This is a genomic window from Streptomyces sp. BRA346 (assembly GCF_052851135.1).
Genome location: NZ_JAIWIH010000012.1, coordinates 158,632 through 181,807 on the forward strand (window position 1 = coordinate 158,632; position 23,176 = coordinate 181,807).

General features: G+C 74.0%; 16 protein-coding genes. 12 read left to right on the forward strand and 4 right to left on the reverse strand.

Translation table 11 applies throughout. The features are described 5' to 3' along the window. Positions 1 to 74: 74 nt before the first annotated feature. Positions 75 to 2,897 carry a lysylphosphatidylglycerol synthase transmembrane domain-containing protein gene (locus LCH29_RS17090; RefSeq protein ID WP_446462586.1) on the reverse strand — a complete coding sequence of 941 codons (2,823 nt, stop codon included), beginning with the start codon at positions 2,895 to 2,897 and terminating at the stop codon, positions 75 to 77. A gap of 200 nt (positions 2,898 to 3,097) precedes the next feature. Here LCH29_RS17090 and LCH29_RS17095 point away from each other — a divergent pair, with 200 nt between their 5' ends. The 5 genes from LCH29_RS17095 (at position 3,098) to nudC (ending at position 13,131) form a co-directional block, all read left to right on the forward strand. After that, positions 3,098 to 3,484, forward strand: a complete 387-nt coding sequence (locus tag LCH29_RS17095) for an MGMT family protein (protein WP_446462587.1) — start codon at positions 3,098 to 3,100, stop codon at positions 3,482 to 3,484. A gap of 87 nt (positions 3,485 to 3,571) precedes the next feature. Further along, complete coding sequence (locus LCH29_RS17100) at positions 3,572 to 6,883, forward strand: ATP-dependent helicase (RefSeq protein WP_446462588.1); 3,312 nt, start codon at positions 3,572 to 3,574, stop codon at positions 6,881 to 6,883. A gap of 126 nt (positions 6,884 to 7,009) precedes the next feature. Next, positions 7,010 to 10,666 carry a UvrD-helicase domain-containing protein gene (locus tag LCH29_RS17105; protein WP_446462589.1) on the forward strand — a complete coding sequence of 1,219 codons (3,657 nt, stop codon included), beginning with the start codon at positions 7,010 to 7,012 and terminating at the stop codon, positions 10,664 to 10,666. A 74-nt stretch (positions 10,667 to 10,740) separates the two neighbouring features. After that, positions 10,741 to 12,144, forward strand: a complete 1,404-nt coding sequence (locus LCH29_RS17110; RefSeq protein WP_446462590.1) for a dipeptidase — start codon at positions 10,741 to 10,743, stop codon at positions 12,142 to 12,144. A 51-nt stretch (positions 12,145 to 12,195) separates the two neighbouring features. Continuing rightward, positions 12,196 to 13,131 carry an NAD(+) diphosphatase gene (nudC, locus tag LCH29_RS17115; RefSeq protein WP_446462591.1) on the forward strand — a complete coding sequence of 312 codons (936 nt, stop codon included), beginning with the start codon at positions 12,196 to 12,198 and terminating at the stop codon, positions 13,129 to 13,131. A gap of 14 nt (positions 13,132 to 13,145) precedes the next feature. On the opposite strand, the gene LCH29_RS17120 is transcribed toward nudC, so the two are convergent. Continuing rightward, positions 13,146 to 13,388: a mycoredoxin gene (locus LCH29_RS17120; RefSeq protein ID WP_123106776.1), complete on the reverse strand. Its 243-nt coding sequence runs from the start codon at positions 13,386 to 13,388 to the stop codon at positions 13,146 to 13,148. A gap of 183 nt (positions 13,389 to 13,571) precedes the next feature. On the opposite strand from LCH29_RS17120, the gene LCH29_RS17125 reads away from it, so the two are divergent. From LCH29_RS17125 to LCH29_RS17140, 4 genes are all read left to right on the forward strand, one after another. Beyond that, positions 13,572 to 15,857, forward strand: a complete 2,286-nt coding sequence (locus tag LCH29_RS17125) for an ATP-dependent DNA helicase UvrD2 (RefSeq protein WP_446462592.1) — start codon at positions 13,572 to 13,574, stop codon at positions 15,855 to 15,857. 143 nt (positions 15,858 to 16,000) lie between these two features. Further along, positions 16,001 to 16,276, forward strand: a complete 276-nt coding sequence (locus tag LCH29_RS17130; protein WP_009715210.1) for a hypothetical protein — start codon at positions 16,001 to 16,003, stop codon at positions 16,274 to 16,276. Positions 16,277 to 16,392: 116 nt separating this feature from the next. Continuing rightward, positions 16,393 to 16,755, forward strand: coding sequence for a WhiB family transcriptional regulator (locus tag LCH29_RS17135; protein WP_446462593.1), 363 nt, complete (start codon positions 16,393 to 16,395; stop codon positions 16,753 to 16,755). Next, positions 16,752 to 17,003 carry a hypothetical protein gene (locus tag LCH29_RS17140; RefSeq protein ID WP_446462594.1) on the forward strand — a complete coding sequence of 84 codons (252 nt, stop codon included), beginning with the start codon at positions 16,752 to 16,754 and terminating at the stop codon, positions 17,001 to 17,003. Before LCH29_RS17135 ends, LCH29_RS17140 begins: the two co-directional genes overlap by 4 nt. Positions 17,004 to 17,069: 66 nt before the next feature. On the opposite strand, the gene LCH29_RS17145 is transcribed toward LCH29_RS17140, so the two are convergent. Further along, the gene (locus tag LCH29_RS17145; protein WP_446462595.1) at positions 17,070 to 18,533 is read right to left on the reverse strand and encodes an ABC1 kinase family protein; all 1,464 of its coding nucleotides are present in this window, start codon (positions 18,531 to 18,533) and stop codon (positions 17,070 to 17,072) included. 74 nt (positions 18,534 to 18,607) lie between these two features. Further along, a complete protein-coding gene (locus tag LCH29_RS17150; RefSeq protein WP_446462596.1) occupies positions 18,608 to 19,750 on the reverse strand; it encodes a ThiF family adenylyltransferase in 1,143 nt (380 codons plus the stop codon). A gap of 247 nt (positions 19,751 to 19,997) precedes the next feature. Between LCH29_RS17150 and LCH29_RS17155 the strand changes: the two genes are divergently transcribed. The 3 genes from LCH29_RS17155 to LCH29_RS17165 all read left to right on the forward strand — a co-directional run bounded on the left by LCH29_RS17155 (position 19,998) and on the right by LCH29_RS17165 (position 23,168). Then, complete coding sequence (locus LCH29_RS17155) at positions 19,998 to 20,606, forward strand: M48 metallopeptidase family protein (protein ID WP_446462597.1); 609 nt, start codon at positions 19,998 to 20,000, stop codon at positions 20,604 to 20,606. A 100-nt stretch (positions 20,607 to 20,706) separates the two neighbouring features. Further along, entirely contained in the window at positions 20,707 to 22,473 is a 1,767-nt protein-coding gene (locus tag LCH29_RS17160; protein ID WP_446462598.1) for a TerD family protein, read from the forward strand. A gap of 11 nt (positions 22,474 to 22,484) precedes the next feature. After that, positions 22,485 to 23,168 (forward strand): AIM24 family protein, encoded by a 684-nt coding sequence (locus LCH29_RS17165; RefSeq protein ID WP_009715203.1) that lies wholly within the window; start codon positions 22,485 to 22,487, stop codon positions 23,166 to 23,168. Positions 23,169 to 23,176: the final 8 nt, after the last annotated feature.

Genomic DNA, 23,176 nt, shown 5'->3' on the forward strand with positions numbered 1-23,176 from the left:
GCGCACAGCGCGGGCGTACGGGTGAGGGCGCCCGGCGGGCCGTGTGAAGACGCGACGCAAGGCCGTCGGCGCGGCTACAGCGCCTCTCGGCGGGTGAGGTGGGTGAACGCCAGCCAGCCGGGCAGCACCGGCAGCCAGAAGACCATCAGCCGGAACAGCAGCACCGCGGGCGCAGCCGTCTCGTACGGCAGCCCGGCGAAGGTGAGTCCGGCGATCAGGGCGGCCTCGACGGCGCCGACGCCGCCCGGGGTGGGCGCGGCCGATCCCAGGGCGTTGCCCGCGAGGAAGACGACCGCGATGCTCGCGTAGCTCAGGTCGCCGCCGAACGCGCGGATGGAAGCGTCGAGGCACATCACGTTGGCCGCGGTCAGCAGCAGCATGCCGCCGATTCCGGCGAGCAGCTTCCTGGGCCGCTGGAGCACGTCCAGCATGCGCGGCACGACGCCGGCGAACAGCGAACGCACCCGGGTGGAAACGAACTTCCGCAGTGCGGGCACCGCGGTGACCACGAGGGTCAGCACGGCGCCCGTCAGCAGCCCGGCGATCACGGTCCGGGAGGGGGAGAGCGTCGGGGTGCGCTCGGTGCCGGTGATGTAGCCGAAGGTGGCCAGCAGCACGATGTGGCTGGCCAGGCCGAACAGCTGTGAGGCGCCGACGCTCGCCACCGCGAGCCCCGGCCGCACCCCGGCGCGCTGGAGGAAGCGGGCGTTGAGGGCGACGCCGCCGACCGCCGCGGGGGCCACCAGCTTCACGAACGAGGCGGCGACCTGCGCCAGCACCGTACGCCCGAAGGGCACCTTCTCCGGGACGAAGCCGAGCAGGCTCAGCGCCGCGGCCACATAGGTGAGCGCGGAGAAGAGGAGCGCGAACACCACCCAGATCCAGTTGGCCTCGCCGACCAGGGCGCCCAGCTTGAGGTGGGTGAACTGGGACAGCAGGAAGTACGCGGCGAAGGCGCCCGCGCAGAAGCTGACCAGGGTGCGCGGCTTGATGCGCTCCAGCCGCACCGGCTCGATCGGCGCCTGCGGCCGCACCAGCAGCACCTGACGGCGGATCTGGGCGAGCAGATCCTCCTCGCGGGCCTCCTCAAGGGCCTCGTCGATCGCCCGCTTCTCGGCCTGCTTCTCGGCCTTGGCCGTCTTGCGGTCGCTGACGACCGGTTCGGCCCTGCGTCCGCCGTCGGCCTCTCCCGGGGCCCGTTCCCGGGCCTCCTCGGCCTCCCGCGCCCTGGCCTCCTTGGCGGCGCGGGACGCCTCCAGCACCGCTTCCCGCTGCCGCTGGGCGCGCTCCCGGGCGAGGTGGCGCAGCGTGGCCCGGGTGGCCCGGCCCAGGGCGAGGGGCTGGAGCAGGGGGAGGCTGTCGGCGACCGCGTCCGGCCCGATGACGTCGACCGCGGCGGCCACGGAGCGCTCGGCGCCCACCCGCAGCCCCAGCGTGGTCATCAGCTGGGCGATGTCCATCCGCAGCACCAGGTCGCCCGCCGCGATCTCGCCTCCGCGCAGATCCGTCAGGATGACCGCGCCGGAGCGGTCGACCATCAGGGCGTCGCTGTCCAGCCGCCGGTGGGCGATGCGCCGTGACTGGAGCGCCTGCACCTGGTGCCAGGCCCCGGCCAGCAGCTCGTCGGTGATCGCCTCGTCCGGCAGGGCGTGCAGCGGACGGCCGCCGATGTGCTCGTAGATGAGCATCACGGCGTCCGGGCCCAGCTCGGAGGTGGCGATCAGCTTGGGCGCGTTGGCGCCCGCCGCGATCGCCGCGTACGCGAGCAGCGCCTCCTGCTCCAAGGCTTGGCGCAGCGACTGGAGGCTGCGCGGCGGGGTGATCGTGCGCAGCGTCAGCCGCTGCCAGACGCTGTAGAAGAAGCCCTGGGCCTGCTGTTCGCGGTCGACCACGGTGACGTCCAGCGGCGGCCCGTCCTCCAGGGTGACCAGATAGCGGCGGCCCCGGTCGCTGTGGTTGCCGTGCTCGTCGACGGCCTCCTCGGCGCGCGCCGCGCTGACCGGGTTGAAGCCGACCCGGCGCAGCCCGGCCAGCAGGTGCTGGCCGGTGGGCCGGACGTTGGGGGAGCCGACGGCGTAGAGCGTGCCGTAGGCGACGGTCCAGCCGATGAGCACCGTGATGATGATCGAGAACGGGGTGGTGTAGCCGCCGACGAGCACCGCGAACGCGTCGAGCAGCAGCACGCCCCACATGGCCACCCGCCAGCGGGGGCGGCGCGCCATGCCGACGGCCGTCATATAGGCGATGACGGGGGCGAGGTAGCCGTGCACGGGATCGCTCAGGGCGCCGCCGGGCGCGGGCTGGGTGAGGGCCTCGCGGATCGAGTCGGGCGCGGCCCTGGCGACCCACAGATCGGTGGCGAGGGAGATGCCGTGGGCGAGGACCGCGGCCAGGACGCCGTCCGCGATCCGCAGCCCGTCCCGTTTGACCAGCCGCTCGATCGCGAATGCCACCGGCAGGACGAGCACGGCGATGCTGGCCGTCAGCCCCGCGAAGTCGATCATCAGCGGGGGCGCCTGGTTGGCGCCGTGGCCGATGTCCTTCTCCAGCCCCGCGGTGGTGCCGTGCGCGAAGGCCGCGAGGGCCAGGACGATGCCGATGCCCAGCGCGCCGAGCAGCAGCCGCATCAGGTCGGAGGGGCGGTGCACCCGGGCGGGCAGCAGCGGTTCGTCGCCCGAGACCCGTTCGTTGTGCCCCTGGGGGCCGTCCGGATCGTCCGGCTCGTTCGGCCCGTCGGGGTCCTCGGCGCCGCCGTGGTCCCCGGGGCCGTGCGGACCGTCGGTGCCGTCGGTGCCGTCTGAGCCCTTCGAGCGCGGCAGCGCCTCAGGGGTGCGGGCCTCCTCTTCCGGAGGCTGCGCACCCTGCTGCTTCGCCGTCTCTTCTTGATCTCGTATCACCAGTCACCGCCCGGAAGATGGTGGCATGCCCGGGCTGCGGAGGAGGGCATCAGGGTGCATTTCGGGGATGTGAGCCTCGGATCGTACGCCCTGTAGGGGTTTCCCGCACAATGCGTGATCGAACCCCCCTGTCGTCCGCAGAGCCTTCGACGGTACCGCGCGGGGCGGTGTCGGCGTCGGTGTCGGTGGTGTGCGGCAGGATGGGCGGGATGAGCCGGGAGAGCGAGGAGCCGCGGGCCGACGACGAGCTGCCCGCGTACGCGGAGCGGGTGCTGGACGTCGCCGACCTGATCCCGCCGGGCCGCGTGATGACCTACGGGGACATCGCCGAGTGGCTGGAGGAGGGCGGCCCGCGCCAGGTGGGGCGGGTGATGGCCCTCTACGGGGGCGCCGTGCCGTGGTGGCGCGTGGTGCGCGCGGACGGCGCGCTGCTGCCCGGCAGCGAACTGCGGGCGCTCGGCCACTACCGCGAGGAGGGCACTCCGCTGCGCCAGGCGCCGCGCTCGGCCGAGGGTCATCTGCCGAGGATCGACATGCGCCGGGCCCGCTGGGACGGCACGGAGGGCGGGGGCGGCAGCGCGGGATAGGGGTTGTCCACAGCCATTCGGGTGACGTACCGCGGCACATGAGACGCTGTCCCGCACCCAGCCAACCCACCAGGACCGGCGATCCATGTGAGTACCTCCTCCTCGTCCCTGCCGCGACAGCGGCGGGGACGGCAGCCGTATCTGCGGCTGCCGTCCGCGGGCACGTACCGCCTGGTCCGCAGTCGGCCGGATCCGGTGGCCTCTCCTGTCCTGGACGCACGGCAGCGCGCCGTGGTTGAGCACGAGGGCGGTCCGCTGCTGGTGCTCGCCGGGCCGGGCACGGGGAAGACCACGACGCTCGTGGAGGCCGTCGCCCGGCGGGTGCGCGAGGGCGCCGACCCGGAGCGGATCCTGGTGCTCACCTTCAGCCGCAAGGCGGCCGTCGAGCTGCGCGACCGGATGACGGTGCGACTGGAGGGCGCGACCGGGCCGCGGGCCACCACCTTCCACTCCTTCTGTTACGCGCTGGTCCGCGCCCACCAGGACGTCGACCTGTTCGCGGATCCGCTGCGGCTGCTGTCCGGCCCGGAACAGGACGTCGTCGTACGGGAACTGCTCGCCGGACAGGCCGAACTGGAGCGCGCGGGGCGCGCCTCGGCCCGCTGGCCCGACGATCTGCGCGCCTGCCTGACCACCCGCGGCTTCGCCGACGAGGTGCGCGCGGTGCTCGCCCGCAGCCGGGAGCTGGGGCTCGGCCCGCGGTCGCTGGGGGAGTTCGCGGCCCGTACCGGGCGCCCGGACTGGGGCGCGGCGGCGGCCTTCCTCGCCGAGTATCTGGACGTCCTGGACGCGCAGGGGGTGCTGGACTACGCGGAGCTGGTGCACCGCGCGGTGCTGCTCGCCGAGCGGCCGGACGTATCGGCGGAGCTGGCCGCGCGCTATGACGCGGTGTTCGTGGACGAGTACCAGGACATGGACGCGGCCCAGACCCGGCTGCTGCGCGCGCTGGCGGGCGGCGGCAGAAGATTGGTGGCCTTCGGCGACCCCGATCAGTCCATCTATGCCTTCCGGGGCGCCGATGTGAACGGCATCCTCGGCTTCCGGGACGACTTCCCGCGCGCGGACGGCCGCCCGGCGCCCGTCGAAGTCCTCACCACCTCGCGCCGCTCGGGCGCCCGGCTGCTCGCCGCGACCCGGCTCCTCACCGGCCGGATGCCGCTCACCCGCCTCCCGGCGCACGCCGTGCGCGCCCACCGGGAGCTGACGGCGACCCGCGACGGCGGCGGCGTCGAGGTGTTCACGTACCCCACCGCGGGCGCCGAACTCGACAACGTCGCCGACATCCTGCGCCGCGCCCATCTGGAGGACGGGGTGCCCTGGAGCGAGATGGCCGTCCTGGTGCGCGCCGGGGGGCGCTCGCTCCCGGGCCTGCGCCGGGCGCTCACCTCCGCCGGGGTGCCCATCGAGGTGGACGGCGACGACATCCCGCTGCGCCACGAACCCGCCGTGGCCCCCCTGCTGACGGCGCTGCGGGCCGCCGCGACGGCCGCGCTGCCCGACTCCGGGGGGCTGTCCGCCGCCCTCGACGTCGAGACCGCCCTCACCCTGCTCACCTCGCCGCTGGGCGGCATGGACGCCGCCGATCTGCGCAAGCTGGGCCGCGCCCTGCGCGAGGAGGAGAGGGCCGCCGGACACGCCGTACCGCGCCCCTCCGACGTCCTGCTCGCCGAGGCGCTGGCCGCGCCCGAGCGGCTGGCCGTCCACGACCCGGCGTACGCGCGCGGCGCCCAGCGGCTCGGCCTGCTGCTGCGCACGGCGCTGGACGCGCTGGCCGGGGGCGGCACCGCCGAACAGGCGCTGTGGGAGTTGTGGGACGGCACCCCCTGGCCCGGGCGGCTGGAGGGCGCCGTCCAGCGCGGCGGGGCCGCCGGGCGCAACGCCGACCGCGACCTGGACGCGGTGTGCGCGCTGTTCGAGACCGCCGCGCGCGCGGAGGAGCGCACCGGTGGCCGCGGCGCGCTCAACTTCCTCGACCAGCTCGACGCCCAGGACATCGCCGCCGACACCCTCTCGCGCCGCATCGCCCGCCCCGACGCCGTGCGGCTGATGACCGCCCACCGTTCCAAGGGGCTGGAGTGGCGCCTGGTGGTCGTCGCGGGCGTCCAGGAGGGGCTGTGGCCGGACCTGCGGCGCCGCGGCTCGCTCCTGGAGGCGGACAGGATCGGCCGGGACGGGCTCGCCGAGCCGCTGACCCCGGGCGCGCTGCTGGCCGAGGAGCGGCGGCTGTTCTACGTGGCGGCGACCCGCGCCAGGGACCGGCTGGTGGTCACCGCCGTCAAGGCCGCCGCCGACGACGGCGACCAGCCCTCGCGGTTCCTGACCGAGCTGGGCGTCACCCCGGTCGACGTCACCCAGCGGCCGCGCCGCCCGCTGTCGGTCGCCGCGCTCGTCGCCGAGCTGCGCGCCACCACCGTCGACCCGGACGCCTCGGACGCCCTGCGGGAGGCCGCCGCGCAGCGGCTGGCGCGGCTCGCGGCGCTGCGCGACGAGGACGGCCGGCCGCTCGTCCCCGCGGCCCACCCCTCCGGCTGGTGGGGCCTGCACGAGCCGACGCACAGCGAGGTGCCGCTGCGCGACCGCGACCGGCCCGTGGCCCTGTCCGGCAGCGCGCTCGACCAGCTCGTCAACACCTGCTCGCTCCAGTGGTTCCTGGGGCGCGAGGTCAAGGCGGACGCCCCGTCGACCGCCGCCCAGGGCTTCGGCAACGTCGTCCACGTCCTCGCCGACGAGGTGGCGTCCGGCCGCACCCCGGCCGACCTCGCCGTCCTGATGGAGCGCCTGGATTCCGTATGGGACGCGCTCGCCTTCGACGCCCCCTGGAAGTCGCGGCAGGAGAAGGAGCACGCCCGGGCGGCCCTGGAGCGCTTCCTGCGCTGGCATGTCATGGAGCGCGGCGGCCGCACGGCGGTCGCCTCCGAGCACGGCTTCGACGTCACCCTCGACGCCGAGACCTACCAGGTGCGCATCCGCGGCAGCATGGACCGCGTCGAGGCGGACGGCGAGGGGCGGGCGTACGTCGTCGACTTCAAGACCGGCAAGCAGCCCGTGACCCGAGGTGAGGTCGCCCACCACCCCCAGCTGGCGGTCTATCAGCTCGCCGTGCGCGAGGGCGCCGTCGACGGCCTCTTCGGCGACGACCGCCCCGAACCCGGCGGCGCCGAACTGGTCCAGCTCCGGCAGGGCGCCCCAACGAAGGAGGGCGGCGATACCGTCCCCAAGGTCCAGGCGCAGGACCCGCCCGCGGGGCCCGACGGGGAGTGGGTCGGCGAACTCCTCGCCACCGCGGCCGGACGCGTCCTCGACGAACGCTTCGCCCCGAGCACCGGGGCGCACTGCGAGCGCTGCGCGTTCCGCGCCGCGTGCAGCGCCCGCGCGGAGGGCCGCCACGTGGTGGAGTGACCCGCGGGGCGGAGTGACGGGGGATGAGATGGCTTGTGGGGACATGTCCGTTGTCGTCGGCGGGAGATGTGGGCGCTTGTCCCCCTTGTGCGCGGCTTGTCAGTGGCGACCGATAGCCTCACTGGAGTGTCAGCCCGCATCGCCGATCCCGAGGAGCTCAAGGAGCTGCTCGGGATTCCGTTCACCCCGGAGCAGACGGCGTGCATCACCGCGCCGCCCGCCCCGCAGGTGATCGTCGCCGGAGCGGGCTCCGGCAAGACCACGGTGATGGCCGCGCGCGTCGTGTGGCTGGTCGGCACCGGCCAGGTCGCACCCGACCAGGTGCTGGGCCTCACGTTCACCAACAAGGCCGCGGGCGAACTGGCCGAGCGGGTGCGGAAGGCGCTCATCAAGGCGGGCGTCGTGGACCCCGACCCGGATCCGGGCGCCGCCGAGGAGGCCGTGGGCGAGCCCAGCATCTCCACGTACCACGCCTTCGCCGGACAGCTCCTCAAGGAACACGGGCTGCGCATCGGCCTGGAGCCCAGCGCCCGGCTGCTCGCCGACGCCACCCGCTTCCAGCTCGCCGCGCGCGTGCTGCGCACCGCCCCCGGCCCCTACCCGGCGCTCACCCGCCCCTTCGCCGACCTGGTGACGGACCTGCTCGCGCTCGACGCCGAGCTGGCCGAGCACCTGGTCCCCGCCGAGCGGCTCCGCCGCCACGACACCGAGCTGCTGGACACCCTCGACGCGGTGAAGCTGACCAACGACGCGCTGCGCAAGGTCCCCGAGGCCGCCCGCGCGCGCCGCGAACTCCTCGGGCTGGTCGAGGAGTACCGCGCCGAGAAGAGCCGCCGCGACCTGCTCGACTTCGGCGACCAGATCGCGCTGTCCGCCACCCTGGCCCGCAGCGGCCCGGAGGTCGGCCGGATCCTGCGGGAGCAGTTCGCGGTCGTCCTGCTGGACGAGTACCAGGACACCTCCGTCGCCCAGCGGCTGCTGCTGTCCGGGCTGTTCGGCGGCGGCACCGGACACCCCGTCACCGCCGTCGGCGACCCGTGCCAGGCCATCTACGGCTGGCGCGGCGCCTCGGTGGCCAACCTCGACGACTTCCCCGCGCACTTCCCGCACCAGGACGGCAGCCCCGCCCGCCGCCACGCGCTCAGCGAGAACCGGCGCAGCGGCGGCCGCCTGCTGGACCTCGCCAACGGGCTCGCCGCCCCGCTGCGCGCGATGCACCACGGCGTCGAGGCGCTGCGCCCCGCGCCCGGCGCCGAGCGGGACGGCCAGGTGCGCTGCGCGCTGCTGCCCACCCACGCCGAGGAGCTGGCCTGGCTCGCCGACTCGATCGCCCACCTGGTGCGCACCGGCACCCCGCCCGGCGAGATCGCGGTCCTGTGCCGTACGGCCGGTGACTTCGCCGAGATCCAGGGCGCCTTGGTGGAGCGGGACGTTCCGGTGGAGGTCGTGGGCCTGTCGGGGCTGCTGCACCTGCCCGAGATCGCCGACCTGGTGGCGGTCTGCGAGGTGCTCCAGGACCCGGGCGCCAACGCGGCGCTGGTCCGGCTGCTCACCGGCCCGCGCTGGCGCATCGGCCCCCGCGACCTGGCGCTGCTCGGCCGCCGCGCCCGCGCGCTCGTCTCCCACGGCCGTCCCGGCGACTCCCACGGCCGTCCCGGCGACGCGGAGGACGACCCGGACCGGCGGCTCGCCGAGGCCGTCGAGGGCGTCGACCCGGCGGAGATCATCTCGCTCGCCGACGCCCTCGACACCTTCCTGGACTCCGGCGGCGGCCCGGACGACGGGCTGCCGTTCTCGGCCGAGGCCCGGGTGCGCTTCGCCCGCCTCGCCGCCGAACTGCGCGAGCTGCGGCGCTCGCTGGCCGACCCGCTCATGGACGTCCTCCACCGGGTGCTCGCCACCACCGGCCTGGAGGTCGAGCTGTCCGCCTCGCCCCACGCCCTGGCCGCCCGCCGCCGCGAGACGCTGGGCAACTTCCTGGACGTCGCCGCGTCCTTCGCCGCCCAGGCGGGACCTGCCGTGGACGGCGAGGCCACCCTTCAGTCGTTCCTGGGCTTCCTGCGGACCGCCGCACAGTACGAGAAGGGGCTCGACAACGCGCTCCCCGGCGGTGAGAACACGGTCAAGGTGCTCACCGCGCACAAATCCAAGGGTCTTGAGTGGGACGTGGTGGCGGTGCCCGGACTGGTCGCGGGGCAGTTCCCGAGCGAGCAGAGCCGCGAGTCCTGGACGGCGAACGCCAAGGTCCTGCCGCACGCCCTGCGCGGCGATGCCGCCACCCTCCCGGAGGTCACGGCCTGGGACGCCAAGGGGCTGAACGCCTTCAAGGACGCCATGAAGGAGCACCAGCGGACGGAGGAACTCCGCCTGGGCTACGTCACCTTCACCCGGCCGCGTTCGCTGCTGCTGGGCTCCGGGCACTGGTGGGGCCCGTCCCAGAAGCGCCGCCGTGGCCCGTCCTCCTTCCTGGAGGCGCTGCGGGCGCACTGTGAAGCCGGTTACGGCGAGGTCGAGGCGTGGGCGGACGAGCCGGAGGAGGGCGCGGAGAACCCGGCCCTGCGCGAGACGACCGCCGACCGCGCCTGGCCGCTCCCGCTCGACCCGGTCGCCCTGGCCCGCCGCCGCCGGGCCGCGGACGCGGTCCTGGCCCATCTGACCCGCCTGGAGGCGGCGGACGGCCCGCCCGCCGCGGCCTTGCAGGGGCCGGTTGCGGAGGACGACCCGGCCTGGCCGGAGTTCGCGGACGAGCCGTATCCGTACGAGGACGAGGAGGCGTACCCGTACGACGACCCGTACGCGTACGAGGAGGACGCCCCGTACGGCGACCCGTATGACGCCGAGCACGCGGCTCCCGATGCGCTGCCCGACCCGCCCCCCGCGCCGGACGGCGACCCCGCGTCGGACGGCGACCCCGCGCCGGACGGCGACCCCGCGTCGGACGGCGACCCCGCGTCGGACGGCGACCCCGTGCCGGACGGCGACCTGGCCCCCGAGGAGGCGCGGCTGGCCGACTCCTGGGACCGGGATCTGGACGCGCTCGCCGGGGAGCTGCGGCGTGCCCGCGCGACCGTGCACGAGGTGCCCGTACCGCACACCCTGACCGCCACCCAGCTGATGCGGCTCGCCGCGGACCCGGACGGCTTCGCGCGGGAGCTGGCCCGCCCCATGCCGCGCCCGCCGCGGTCCGCCGCAGCCCGCCGCGGCACTCGCTTCCACGCCTGGGTCGAGTCGCGCTTCGAGGCGCTGCCGCTGCCGTTCCTCGGCCCGGACGAGCTGCCCGGCGGCGAGGACGACGAGCCGGAGATCGCGGACGAGCGGGAGCTGGCGGCGCTCAAGGAGGCGTTCGCGCGCACGCCGTACGCCCGGCGCACCCCGCACCGCGTAGAGGTGCCGTTCCAGCTGACGCTGGCGGGGCGGACGGTGCGCGGCCGGATCGACGCGGTGTACCGGGAGCCCGCGTCGGGCCCCGGGGGCGGCCAGGGCTACGAGATCATCGACTGGAAGACCGGCCGCTCCCAGGACGCCGACCCGCTCCAGCTGGCCATCTACCGCCTGGCCTGGGCCGAGCAGCACGACCTGCCGCTGTCGGCGGTCTCGGCGGCGTTCCTCCATGTACGCAGCGGGGAGATCGTGCGCCCCGCGGAGCTGCCCGGCCGCGCGGAGCTGGAACGCATCCTGACCGGCGAGGCGGAGGAGGCGGACGAGGCGGAGGAGCCTGGCGAGGCGGGCGATGCGCGCGAGCCCGAGGATGTCCGTAACGCTTTCATCGACGTCGAACCGTGACCGAGGGCGACCGCGGATGAGCGGCCCGGAGACCCAGGCTCTGGCGCTCCCGCGCGCCGGATAGGCTCACATCCATGAGCACCACCCCGGACACGGACAACGCCGTCCGCGCCTTCGTCGACGACCACTACGCGGCCTTCCTCGACGACCTCGGCGCGTGGCTGCGCATACCCTCCGTATCCGCCGACCCCGCGCGCGCCGGTGACGTCCGCCGCAGCGCCCAGTGGCTCGCGTCGCACCTCACCGCGACCGGCTTCCCGGAGGTCGAGATCTGGGAGACGCCCGGCGCCCCGGCGGTGTTCGCCGCCTGGCCGTCCGGCGACCCGGACGCCCCCACCGTGCTCGTCTACGGGCACCACGACGTCCAGCCCGCCGCCCGCGAGGACGGCTGGCACACCGACCCCTTCGACCCGGTCGTCGAGGACGGCAGGCTGTACGCGCGCGGCGCCGCGGACGACAAGGGGCAGGTCCTCTTCCACACCCTGGGGGTGCGCGCCCATCTGGCCGCGACCGGCCGCACCGCGCCCGCCGTCGACCTCAAGCTGCTGATCGAGGGCGAGGAGGAGTCGGGCTCCCCGCACTTCCCCGAGCTGGTCCGGGCGCACGCCGACCGGCTCGCCTGCGACACCGTGATCGTCTCCGACACCGGCATGTGGTCCGAGGACACCCCGACCGTCTGCACCGGGATGCGGGGCCTCACGGACTGCCAGATCGACCTGTACGGGCCGGACCAGGACATCCACTCCGGCTCCTTCGGCGGCGCGGTGCCCAACCCGGCCACCGAAGCCGCCCGGCTGGCCGCGGCGCTGCACGGCGACGACCGCACGGTGGCCGTCCCGGGCTTCTACGACGGCATCGTGGAGCTGACCGACCGCGAGCGCGAACTCTTCGCCGAGCTGCCCTTCGACGAGGCGGGCTGGCTGCGCACCGCGCATTCGCACGGCCTGCTCGGCGAGGCCGGGTACACCACGCTGGAGCGGATCTGGGCCCGCCCGACCGCGGAGGTCAACGGCATCGCCGGGGGCTACCAGGGGCCGGGCGGGAAGACCATCGTGCCGTCCACCGCCCAGCTGAAGCTGTCCTTCCGGCTGGTGGCCGGTCAGGACACGGAGCGGGTCCAGCGGTCGGTGCGGGAGTGGGTCGCGGCGTCCCTCCCGGCCGGGATCCGGCACGAGATCACCTTCTGGGGCGCGACCCGCCCCTGCCTGACCCCCTTGGACCACCCCGCCCTTCAGTCCCTGGTACGGGCCATGGGGCGGGCGTTCGACCAGAAGATCCGCTTCACCCGCGAGGGCGGATCGGGACCGGCGGCCGATCTGCGGGACGTCCTGGGCGCTCCGGTGCTCTTCCTGGGCATCTCGGTGCCGTCCGACGGCTGGCACGCGCCCAACGAGAAGGTCGAGCTGGACCTTCTCGCGAAGGGCGCCGAGACGGCCGCCCACCTCTGGGCCGACCTCGCGGAGAATGGACCCGTATAGCTCGCGTATGTACGTAAACCACCCGTTCCGCATGGGGAGTTGGAAGCAGCCGTGACCACCTGGACCGAGCGCGCCGCCACCCGGCCGATCACGCTCAGCGCCCCGAGCGGCATCGACCGCGCGGCGCACCACCGACTGGACGAGGCGTGGCTGGCCGCGGCGTGGAGCCACCCGACGACGCGGGTCTTCGTGGTCTCCGGAGGCCAGGCCCTGGTCGACGACACCCCGGACGGCCGTACCGAGCTGGTCATGACCCCGGCCTTCGAGGCCCCGCCCACCGAGACCCACCGCTACTTCCTGGGCACGGACGAGGACGGGGTGCGCTACTTCGCGCTCCAGAAGGACACCCTGCCGGGCCGCATGGACCAGTCGGCGCGCCCCGCGGGGCTGCGCGAGGCGGGCTCGCTGCTGTCCGAGCGCGACGCGGGGCTGCTGGTGCACGCGGTCGCGCTGGAGAACTGGCAGCGGCTGCACCGCTTCTGCTCCCGGTGCGGCGAGCGCACGGTGATCGCGGCGGCGGGCCACATCCGCCGCTGCCCGGCCTGCGGCGCCGAGCACTACCCGCGCACCGACCCCGCCGTGATCATGCTGGTGACGGACGACCTGGACCGGGCGCTGCTGGGGCGGCAGGTGCACTGGCCGGAGGGGCGCTTCTCGACGCTCGCGGGCTTCGTGGAGCCGGGGGAGTCGATCGAGCAGGCGGTGATCCGCGAGGTGGCCGAGGAGGCGGGCGTCCCGGTCGGCGAGGTCGAGTACGTCGCCAGCCAGCCGTGGCCGTTCCCGTCCAGCCTGATGCTGGGCTTCATGGCCCGGGCCACGTCATCCCTGATCCAGGTGGACGGGGAGGAGATCCACGAGGCGCGCTGGTTCTCCCGGGACGAGCTGCGCACCGCGATCGAGTCCGGCGAGGTGCTGCCCCCGTCCGGGATCTCGATCGCGGCGCGGCTGATCGAGCTGTGGTACGGCGAGCCGCTGCCCCGCGGCTGACCGGAACCGCTGACTCAGGCCCCGACCTTGGCCTTCACCTGGGCGAGGGAGGGGTTGGTCAGCGTGGATCCATCGGAGAAGAGGACGGTGGGCACCGTCTGGTTGCCGCCGTTCGCCTTCTCGACGAAGGCCGCGGACTCCGGGTCGTGCTCGATGTTGATCTCGGTGTACGCGATCCCCTCGCGGTCCATCTGGCCCTTCAGCCGACGGCAGTAGCCGCACCAGGTGGTGCTGTACATCGTCACAGTGCCGGACATCGGTCTTCGCTCTCCTCGGGGTCGTGGCGTATGGGCAAAGGGTGAACGTTCATCTTCCATCGCTCATTCCCAGCCGCATTCCCGGCGGCGCCGCGAGCGCGGCGCCCGGCGTTCATATGACCGCATGGTCACGGCTGTGGACAACCGGCGCGCTGGTCCCGGGGTACCTGGCAGCATGGCGGGGTGACACCAGCAACGCACTCCACTCTCTTCCCGCAGGTCTCCACGCCGGGCGCCTACGCGGCCACGCCGCATGACGCCGACGCGGTGCTGGAGGGGCTCGACCCCGAGCAGCGCGAGGTGGCGACGGCCCTGCACGGGGCGGTGTGCGTGCTGGCCGGGGCGGGCACGGGCAAGACCCGGGCGATCACCCACCGCATCGCCTACGGGGTGCGGGCGGGCATCCTCCAGCCCGCCAGCGTGCTGGCCGTCACCTTCACCAACCGCGCGGCGGGCGAGATGCGCGGCCGGTTGCGGCAGCTCGGCGCGGGCGGGGTGCAGGCGCGCACCTTCCACTCGGCCGCCCTGCGCCAGCTCCAGTACTTCTGGCCCAAGGCCGTCGGCGGAGAGGTGCCGCGGCTGGCCGAGCGCAAGGTGCAGCTGGTCGCCGAGGCCGCCGCGCGCTGCCGCGTCCGGCTGGACCGCAACGAGCTGCGGGATGTGACCGGCGAGATCGAATGGTCGAAGGTCACCCAGACCGTGCCCGAGGACTATCCGGCGGCGGCCGCCAAGCACGGCCGGGAAGCCCCCCGCGACCCGGCCGAGATCGGCCGGATCTACGCGGCGTACGAGCAGCTGAAGCGCGACCGCGGCGTGATCGACTTCGAGGATGTGCTGCTGCTCACGGTCGGCGTGCTGGAGGAGCGGCCGGACATCGCGGATCAGGTGCGCCGCCAATACCAGCACTTCGTGGTCGACGAATACCAGGACGTCAGCCCGCTCCAGCAGCGGCTGCTGGAGCTGTGGCTCGGCGACCGGCAGAGCCTGTGCGTGGTGGGCGACGCCAGCCAGACCATCTACTCCTTCACCGGCGCCACCCCCGACCATCTGCTGGACTTCCGCACCCGGCACCCCGGTGCCACGGTGGTCAAGCTCATCCGTGACTACCGCTCCACCCCCCAGGTGGTGCACCTGGCCAACGGGCTGCTGTCCCAGGCCCGCGGCCGGGCCGCGGAGCACCGTCTCGAGCTGGTCTCGCAGCGCGACGCGGGCCCCGAGCCGGTCTACACCGCCCACGCGGACGAGCCCGCCGAGGCTGAGGCCACCGCCCGCCGGATCCGCGAGCTGATCACCCCGGTCGGGCAGGGCGGCGCAGGGGTCCCGCCCAGCCAGGTCGCGGTCCTCTACCGGGTCAACGCCCAGTCCGAGCTGTACGAGCAGGCGCTGGCCGACGCCGAGGTGCCCTATCAGCTGCGCGGCGCCGAGCGGTTCTTCGAGCGGCCCGAGGTCCGCGAGGCGGGGATGCTGCTGCGGGGCGCGGCCCGCGCCGGAAGCGCCGACCCGGTGCTGTCCGACGACGACATCCCGTCCCAGGTGCGGGCCGTGCTCGGCACCCGCGGCTGGTCGCCCGAGCCCCCCGCGGGCTCCGGAGCGGTCCGCGACCGCTGGGAGTCGCTGGCCGCCCTGGTGCGGCTCGCCGAGGACTTCGCCCGGGGCAAGCCCGGGGCCACCCTCTCCGATCTGGTGGCGGAGCTGGACGAGCGGGCGGCCGCCCAGCACGCCCCGACCGTGGAGGGTGTGACACTCGCCTCACTTCACGCCGCCAAGGGCCTGGAGTGGGACGCGGTGTTCCTGGTGGGGCTGACCGAGGGCATGATGCCGATCACCTACGCCAAGACCGATCAGCAGATCGAGGAGGAGCGTCGGCTGCTCTATGTGGGGATCACCCGGGCCCGCCGCCATCTGAGCCTGTCGTGGGCGCTCTCGCGGGCGCCCGGCGGCCGCCCCTCCCGCAGGCCCACCCGCTTTCTGGACGGGCTGCGGCCCGGCTCCGCGGCGCCCGCCGCCCGGATGCCCGGCGGCGGGGGCGGAATCGAGCGCGGCACCGGTCCGAGCGCCCCGGTGCGCAAGCGGCGCACCCCGGTGCACTGCCGGGTCTGCGGCAGGACGCTGACCGACGCGGGCGAGATGAAGCTGATGCGCTGCGAGGACTGCCCCTCGGAGCTGGACGAGGCGCTGTACGAGCGGTTGCACGACTGGCGGGCCGAGCAGGCCGGGCTGCTGGGCCAGCCGGCCTTTTGCGTCTTCACCGACAAGACGCTGCTCGCCATTGCCGAGGCCGTGCCGGGAACCGAATCGGAGCTGTCCGGCATCTCTGGTGTCGGACGACGGAAACTCGGCAGGTTCGGCGCCGACGTTCTCGCGCTCTGCGCGGGCCGGGAACTGCCCCGGGCGCACGAGAGTGACGGGGGAGTCGAGGGCGGGGGAAGCCAACCGGGTGACCCCGCGGAAAACTCGACGGAAAAATAGTTTGCGCGCGCGGACGGCATACCCATAGCCTTCCGAGCACGGAGACAACGGCCCTTCCGGGAACCGAGGAATCCGTGTTGTACTACGTAAGTCCGGACCGGTTCGCACCGGTCCCCTGAGACGCCGAGAGGAGGCGGAGACCAATGATCAGCTTCATCGAGACCATCAAAATGACCGATCGCTCGGTCCTCGCCACCTGCCCGCTCGGCTCCCCGCTTCCCGGCACCGGTATGCCCGGCGCCAATGAAGCGCGTCTCAGCGAGCGCAGCGAGCGACCGACGCAGGCACCTGCGGTAGCGGCAGCGGCACGGGCATTTGCCTATGCCCTGGCGGCCAATGGTGCCGGATCCCGGACGACGCAGCAGCACCACGAGAAGTGGGCCTTCCGCAGGCTCGAACCCTGGAGTTATCCAGCCTGATTCAGGATCAGGTCGGCACCTTCCAGGGCCGCGGAACCCACACCGGGATCCGCGGTCCTTTTGATTTGCCAGCGCCCGGCCACGAGCCGGACCGAACAGACGAGGAACACGCCACCGTGCAACTCAACGCACACGCCCCGTCCGCAGAGACCGACCTGAACCGCCCGCCTGACTCCTCGGAGGACCCCTTGACCCCCCTCACCGCCCTCACCGAGCTCGATGACGCCATCGAGAGCCTGGGCGTAGCCGTCCCGTGCCGCTCCTACGACCCGGAAGTCTTCTTCGCCGAGTCCCCGGCCGACGTCGAGTACGCCAAGTCGCTGTGTCAGACCTGTCCGCTGCGCGAGGCCTGCCTCGCCGGGGCCAAAGACCGTCGCGAGCCCTGGGGCGTCTGGGGCGGCGAGCTGTTCGTCCAGGGGGTCGTCGTGGCCCGCAAGCGGCCGCGTGGTCGCCCGCGCAAGAACCCGGTCGCGGCATGAGCACCCCCGGCACCATCGATCGCCCAGCGACGCACGAGCCCATGAAGCAGGACCCGACGATGACCCCACCGGTCTCCGACACACCCACACGCCATCACTCCGGCGCGCCCGAGTCGCGCCAGAACAGGACCCGAGAAATGCAACTCATCCCAGAAGCCCTGGCGCGTGCGCATATGCGCCTGCATCGCAGCGCGGGGCGGGCGTCGCTGCGCGCCCGCCGGGCGCTGGCCACGGCGGTCATGTCCTGACGCGGCCGCGCGTCGACACGGAGGGCCGGTCCCCTGCGGACCGGCCCTCCGGCCGTTTCGGGAATCTCAGGCCGAGGTCTCCGCGTCCTCGGCCGCCCGCTCCGCCGGACCCGCGGCGTCGCCTGAGCCCTCGGCGTCCTCGGCCTCCCCGCCGGTCTCATCGGTCGCATCGGGCTCATCGGGCTCGTCCGCCTCGGCGGCGAAGCCGGTGACCCAGGCCTCGAGTTCATCCCGCAGCCGCACCGTGGCGCCCAGTTGGCACAGCACCCCGATCGTGCTCAGGGTCACCCGGTGGATCAGCAGATAGGCGGGCGGCAGATTGAGCTGGTTGCCCAGCTCGTAGACGGGCGAACCGCGGTCGGCCATCCGCGCCGCCTGGCCGCGTATCCACTGCCTCTCGAAGTGGAACGCCTCGACCTGGGCCGGCTCCAGCATCGGCAGCAGGAACTCCAGCAGCGCGTCAGGATCCAGCTCGATCGTCGGCTTGACGAACCCCTCATCCCGCATCAGGTCGTAGACCCCCGCGGCGTCGCCCTCCAGCGCCATCCGCAGCGCGATGCCGATGGGCTCGGGCAGTCCCCCGGGGAGCCGGTCCACCGAGCCGAAGTCCAGGACGCCCAGCTTCCACTGCTCCGGCGGCCCGTCCGGGGCGTCCCCGGTGAGCAGCCGGAAGTTTCCGGGGTGCGGATCGGCGTGCAGCAGGCCGGTGCGGGACGCCCCCGAGAACAGGAAGCGGGCCAGCAGCTGACCGGCCCGGTCACGCTCCTCGGGGCTGCCCTCGGCGATCACATCGGAGAGCGGTATGCCCTCCAGCCACTCGGTGATCAGCACCTGATCGCCCTGGTGCACCACCTCGGGCACCACGATCTCCGTGTCCTCGGCGTACTCCGTCACATGGGCGCGCTGGGACTCCGCCTCCAGCTCGTAGTCCAGCTCCTCGGCCACCCGGTCGCGCAACTCCGCGATCAGCGGCTTGATGTCCATGCCCGGCACCAGCGGCCCCAGCACCCGGGCGAACCGGCTCAGTTGGCCGAGGTCGGACAGCAGCGCCTGGCCCGCCCCCGGGTACTGCACCTTGACCGCGACCTGACGCCCGTCATGCCAGACCGCCCGGTGCACCTGCCCGATCGAGGCGGCCGCCGCCGGCTTGTCCTCGAACTCCAGGAACAGCTCCTGCCACTCCGGGCCGAGCCGCTCCTCCAGCGCCGCGTGGACCGTGCCGGTGGGCATGGGCGGCGCGGCCTCCTGGAGCTTGGTGAGCGCCGCACGGTAGGGCTTCGCGATCTCCTCGGGCAGCGCCGATTCGAAGACCGACATCGCCTGCCCGAGCTTCATCGCCCCGCCCTTGAGCTCGCCGAGGACCTTGAACATCTGCTCGGCGGTGCGCTGCTGCATCTCGCGCGCGACGATCTCCGCCGGTCGCCCTCCTATCCGCTTCCCCAGCCCCCAGGTGGCGCGCCCCGCGAATCCCAAGGGCAGCGCCGCCAGTTTGGCGGTGCGGGTGATCGCCTTGCGCGGCAGATCGGACATGCGCCCTCCAACTACAGCTGAGCCATCCCGGGAGCAGCCTCCCGGACCCCCGTCGCCCACTCCGCGGACGTCGGTCACCCGCACATTGTGGCGTGCGGTCTCTCCGCGGCCGAGGCGTATACCGCATCATCCCGCCCGGCCGCTCCGCACTCGCATCCGGGATGCGCCTCGACGCGCTCGGCCTGCCAGGAGAGGGCGGGCAGCGCCAGCTCCCAGCGGGCCGCCGCGCCCCCGGGCAGCCCGCCGTCGAGGAAGGCCAGCGCCCGGGAGGCGGCGAGCCCGGCCACCACCGTGGCCAGCGCCGTGTCACAGGCGGGCGCGGCACCGCGGCGGCCGGACCGCCACTGGGCCAGCATCCGCGGCCACACCGGCTCCCGCTCGGCACGGGCCGCCGCGACGCAGCCCGCACAGGGGGTGACGCCCGGCAGGACCAGGGGCCCCACCACCCCGGTGCCCTCGATCACCCCCGCGTACAGATGGGGTGTGCCGGAGGCGAGCAGCGGCTCGGCCGCCGCCGGATCCGGTGCGTACGCCGCGAGGCCGTCGCGCGGGGCGATCACCACCAGGGCCAGCCCCGGCTCCCCGCCGGGCGGGGCCTCCCCGGTCCGCGCGCGGGGCCGCGGGCCCGGCGCGGTCCGGCGCACCATCCGGCGCGCGGCCACATCCCGCCGCTCGCCGATCTGCTCGGCCACCAGCCCGCCGGGCGCCACGTCCCAGGGCTCGACACAGCCCCCGTCCACCACATCGACCTGCCCGACCCCCGAGGAGGCCAGCACCGCGGCGACCGCCGCCCCGACCCGGCCCGCACCGCGCACCTGCACCCGCGTCGCCCGCCGCGCGGCGAGCAGCCGCGCCGCCGCTCCCGGCTCCGGGTGCAGCACCGACAGCGCCGCCGCGTCCGGCCGCAGCCGGTCGAGGGCCGCGGCGGGCCCGCTCGCCGTGGCCGCGGGCTTGCCGCCGGGTCTCGTATCGTCCAGCAGCCCGGCGGCCGTGAGTCTGTCCAGCAGCTCGTCGGCCCGCTCCTTTGGCAGCCCGAGGGCCTGGGCCTCCTGCCGCAGCAGGGGCAGCCCTCGGGTGCCGTCGAGCAGCTCCAGAAAGCTGCCCGTCGCCGTGTCCAGCGGGCCCACCACCACCGCATGCGCCCGGGCCACCCCGAACTGCACCGTGTCCCGGCTCCGCCAGGCGCGCCGCAGCGCGGGCTTGAGCATCGGATGCATCGCCGTCCCCCTTCGTCGATGTGCCACAGGTGTCGATGTGCCACAGGTGTCGACGTGCCGCCACGCATCGGTGCCGCATCGCCTCGTCGAACGGTTCTCAGCATGCGCCCCGCCGCCCACCCGCCGCCGAAAGTTATCCACAGGCTGTGTTGATAGTCGTACAAGCGGTGCACGCCGAGGAGTGGTTCGCCCCGCAACCGCGGGCGAGGGCAGGACTTCCCCGGCTGCCAGCGGGTAACGTCGGGGCGTGCCCGCCGATCCTTCCCCGCGCACCGCCCCGACCCCTTCGAGCCCGCCGAGTCCGCAGAACCGAGGCTCGGGCACGAGCGCGGTCGAGGTCCGCCGGAGTTCGCGTCGGCGCAGGACCGTCTCCGCGTACCGCGAGGGCGACCGCACCATCGTCCTCATCCCCGCCCGGATGTCCGAAGCGGAGGAACAGCGCTGGGTCGGCGTGATGCTGGACAAGCTCGCGGCGCAGGAGAGCAAGCGCATGCTGGGCGACACGGAGCTGGCGGCGCGCGCGGAGTGGCTGTCCGAGCAGTATCTCGGCGGCCGGGCCCGGCCCGCCTCGGTCCGCTGGGTCACCAACCAGAACACCCGCTGGGGTTCGTGCACTCCGGCCGAGGGCAGCATCCGGCTCTCCCACCGGCTCAAGGGCATGCCGGAGTACGTGGTGGACTACGTCCTCGTCCATGAGCTGGCCCATCTGCTGGTGCCCGGTCACGGGCGCCGCTTCTGGGAGCTCTTGGAGGCGTATCCGCGCACCGAGCGGGCCCGGGGTTATCTGGAGGGCGTGGTGGCCGCCGGGCGGCTGCCCCATCTGCCGGGTGCCGGAAGCGGAACGGAACCCGGCTGAGGAACCAGACGACGCTCCCCGGCGTCGTTTTTTGTCGGCGGCAGCGGCTAGCCTGGCGCAAAAGCATTCACCGGTTCGGGATGGGGGACGGTCGTTACGTATGGCCAGGGAATTCCAGCGCGGCCACAAGGCCAAGATCAGCGACCTGACGGCCGGGAGGGATCTGTACGTCGGCGTGCAGATCGCCGGGCCCGGGCTGAGCTTCGACATCAGCTGCTTCGGCCTCGACGCGGACGAACGGCTCTCGGACGACCGCTACTTCATCTTCTTCAATCAGCCCAAATCGCCTGAAGAAGCGATACAGCAGCTGGGTGCGCAGGCCGGTGACACCGAGTCGTTCCGGGTCACGCTCGACAGCATTCCGCCGACCGTCCAGAAGCTCTCCTTCACCGCGACCATCGACGGCGCGGGCCAGATGTCGCAGGTCGGCCCCGGCTACATCCGGATCGTCGCGGGCGGCGAGGAAGTGGCCCGGTACGCCTTCGACGGCACGGAGTTCAGCACCGAGCGCGCGGTGATGCTGGGCGACTTCTACCTCAAGGACGTCTGGCGCTTCGCCGCCGTCGGGCAGGGCTTCGACGGCGGACTCGAGGCGCTGCTCAAGAACTTCGGCGGCGAGGTCGCCGAGGAGGAGCCCGCGCCCGCACCGGCGCCCGCGCAGGGCGGTGCGCCCGGTTTCGCGCCGCCCGCCCAGGCGGCCCCCGCCCCGGGCTTCTCGGCTCCGGCGGCGCCCGCCCCCGCGGCCCCGCCCGCACCGCAGCAGCCCCAGCAGCCCGCCCCCGCACCCGCCTTCGGCGCGCCCCAGGGCACCCCGCCCCAGGGCACCCCGCCGCAGGGAACGCCCCAGGGAACGCCCCAGCAGCCCCCGGCCCCGCAGCCCGCGCCGGGTTCACCGCAGGTGCACGCGGCGCCGACGCTCGCCGCGCCGGTCGTGCCGCCGGGGCAGGCACCGCCTCCCGGCCAGGCACCGCCGCCTCCCGGTCCGGTGCCGCCGCCCGGGCAGGTGCCGCCTCCCGGCCCGCCCGGGCAGTACCCCGGCCAGCAGCAGTTCGGCCAGACGCCGGGTCAGGCCCCGCCCGCCCCGTACGGCCAGCAGCCGCCCGGCCAGCCGTACCCGGGCCAGCAGCCCGGTCAGCCCGCCCCGTACGGCCAGCCCCAGGGCGCCACCGTGCCCCAGGGCATGGCCGCGCCGCAGGGCGGCGGCGCCCCCGGTGTGCAGGCCGCGCTCGCCGAGTACCGCGAGGCGGCCACGGGCCAGCGCTGGACGGCGCAGAACCCGCGGATGATGCGGGTCGACCTCGGCGTCGACGGTCAGCCGGTGCTCGCCCGCCAGGGCAGCATGGTGCTGTACCAGGGCAAGGTCGACTTCAGCTACAAGGGCGCGGGTGTCCGCGGCCGGATCGTCGGCAACGCGACCGGCCAGGAGATGCAGCTGATGCGCTGTAGCGGCCAGGGCCAGGTCTTCCTCGCCGAGAACGCCGCCGAGCTGCACCCGATCGAGCTCCAGGGCGACGCGATCTGCGTTTCCGCCGAGAACGTGCTCGCCTTCGACGAGTCGCTCCAGCACGAGGTGCGCCGGATCGAAGGCCATGGCATCCCCGGCGGCGCGCTGTTCACCATGCAGTTCCAGGGCACCGGCACCGTCATCGTGAAGACCCAGGGCACCCCGGTGGTGCTCCCCGTCACGCCGACGACCTTCGCCGACAGCAACGCCATCGTGGCCTGGTCCGCCGGTGCGCAGGTGATCATCTCCAGCCAGGTGCGGCTGCGCCGCAGCGCCTACCCCGGCCACAGCGGGGAGACCGTGAACCTCCAGTTCCGCGGTGCGCCCGGCAACTTCATCGTCGTCCAGCCCTACGAGGTCTGAGGGAGCCCGTCATGGACCAGCAAATGATCTCGGGCTTCGCAGCCACCCCGGTCGCGGCCCGCATGGAGAACCACGGCAGCAGCATGCTCAAGGTCGCCATGCAGAGCGGCCAGGACCTCTTCGCCCGCACCGGTTCGATGGTGGCGTACGAGGGCTTCGTGCAGTACGAGCCGAACCCGCCCGCGGTGCGCCAGATGGCCTCCCAGTGGCTGACCGGCGAGGGCGCGCCGCTCATGCGGTGCAGCGGCGACGGGCTGCTCTATCTCGCCGACTACGGGGCGAACGTCGTCTGCATCAACCTCAACGGCGATTCGCTCTCGGTCAACGGCACCAATCTGCTCGCCTTCGACGCCCACCTCCAGTGGGGTGTCGAACGGGTCAAGGGCATCGCCAAGTTCGCCGGGCAGGGCCTGTTCAACGTGGGCGTCTCCGGCACCGGGTGGGTCGCGCTGACCTCCCGCGGCACCCCGATCGTCGTCGACTGCGGCCGCGGCGAGGACGAGACGTACGTGGACCCGGACGCGCTCGTCGCCTGGTCCAGCGGTCTCAAGGTGAAGGGCAAGCGCAGCTTCAAGGCGTCGTCCCTGATCGGCCGGGGCAGTGGCGAGGCGTACCAGCTCGGCTTCTCCGGACAGGGCTTCGTCGTCGTACAGCCCAGCGAGGACAGCACCGACCGGCTCCGGGCCCGGGGCTGAGGGGGAGA

What these genes read in the sequence shown, in the direction of transcription:
- LCH29_RS17140 (WP_446462594.1), top strand. Translation starts at nt 16,752, where the DNA reads ATGAGCACCCCCGGCACCATCGATCGCCCAGCGACGCACGAGCCCATG.
- LCH29_RS17150 (WP_446462596.1), bottom strand. Translation starts at nt 19,750, where the DNA reads ATGCATCCGATGCTCAAGCCCGCGCTGCGGCGCGCCTGGCGGAGCCGG.
- LCH29_RS17110 (WP_446462590.1), top strand. Translation starts at nt 10,741, where the DNA reads ATGAGCACCACCCCGGACACGGACAACGCCGTCCGCGCCTTCGTCGAC.
- LCH29_RS17130 (WP_009715210.1), top strand. Translation starts at nt 16,001, where the DNA reads ATGATCAGCTTCATCGAGACCATCAAAATGACCGATCGCTCGGTCCTC.
- LCH29_RS17145 (WP_446462595.1), bottom strand. Translation starts at nt 18,533, where the DNA reads ATGTCCGATCTGCCGCGCAAGGCGATCACCCGCACCGCCAAACTGGCG.
- LCH29_RS17160 (WP_446462598.1), top strand. Translation starts at nt 20,707, where the DNA reads ATGGCCAGGGAATTCCAGCGCGGCCACAAGGCCAAGATCAGCGACCTG.
- LCH29_RS17165 (WP_009715203.1), top strand. Translation starts at nt 22,485, where the DNA reads ATGGACCAGCAAATGATCTCGGGCTTCGCAGCCACCCCGGTCGCGGCC.
- LCH29_RS17120 (WP_123106776.1), bottom strand. Translation starts at nt 13,388, where the DNA reads ATGTCCGGCACTGTGACGATGTACAGCACCACCTGGTGCGGCTACTGC.
- LCH29_RS17095 (WP_446462587.1), top strand. Translation starts at nt 3,098, where the DNA reads ATGGGCGGGATGAGCCGGGAGAGCGAGGAGCCGCGGGCCGACGACGAG.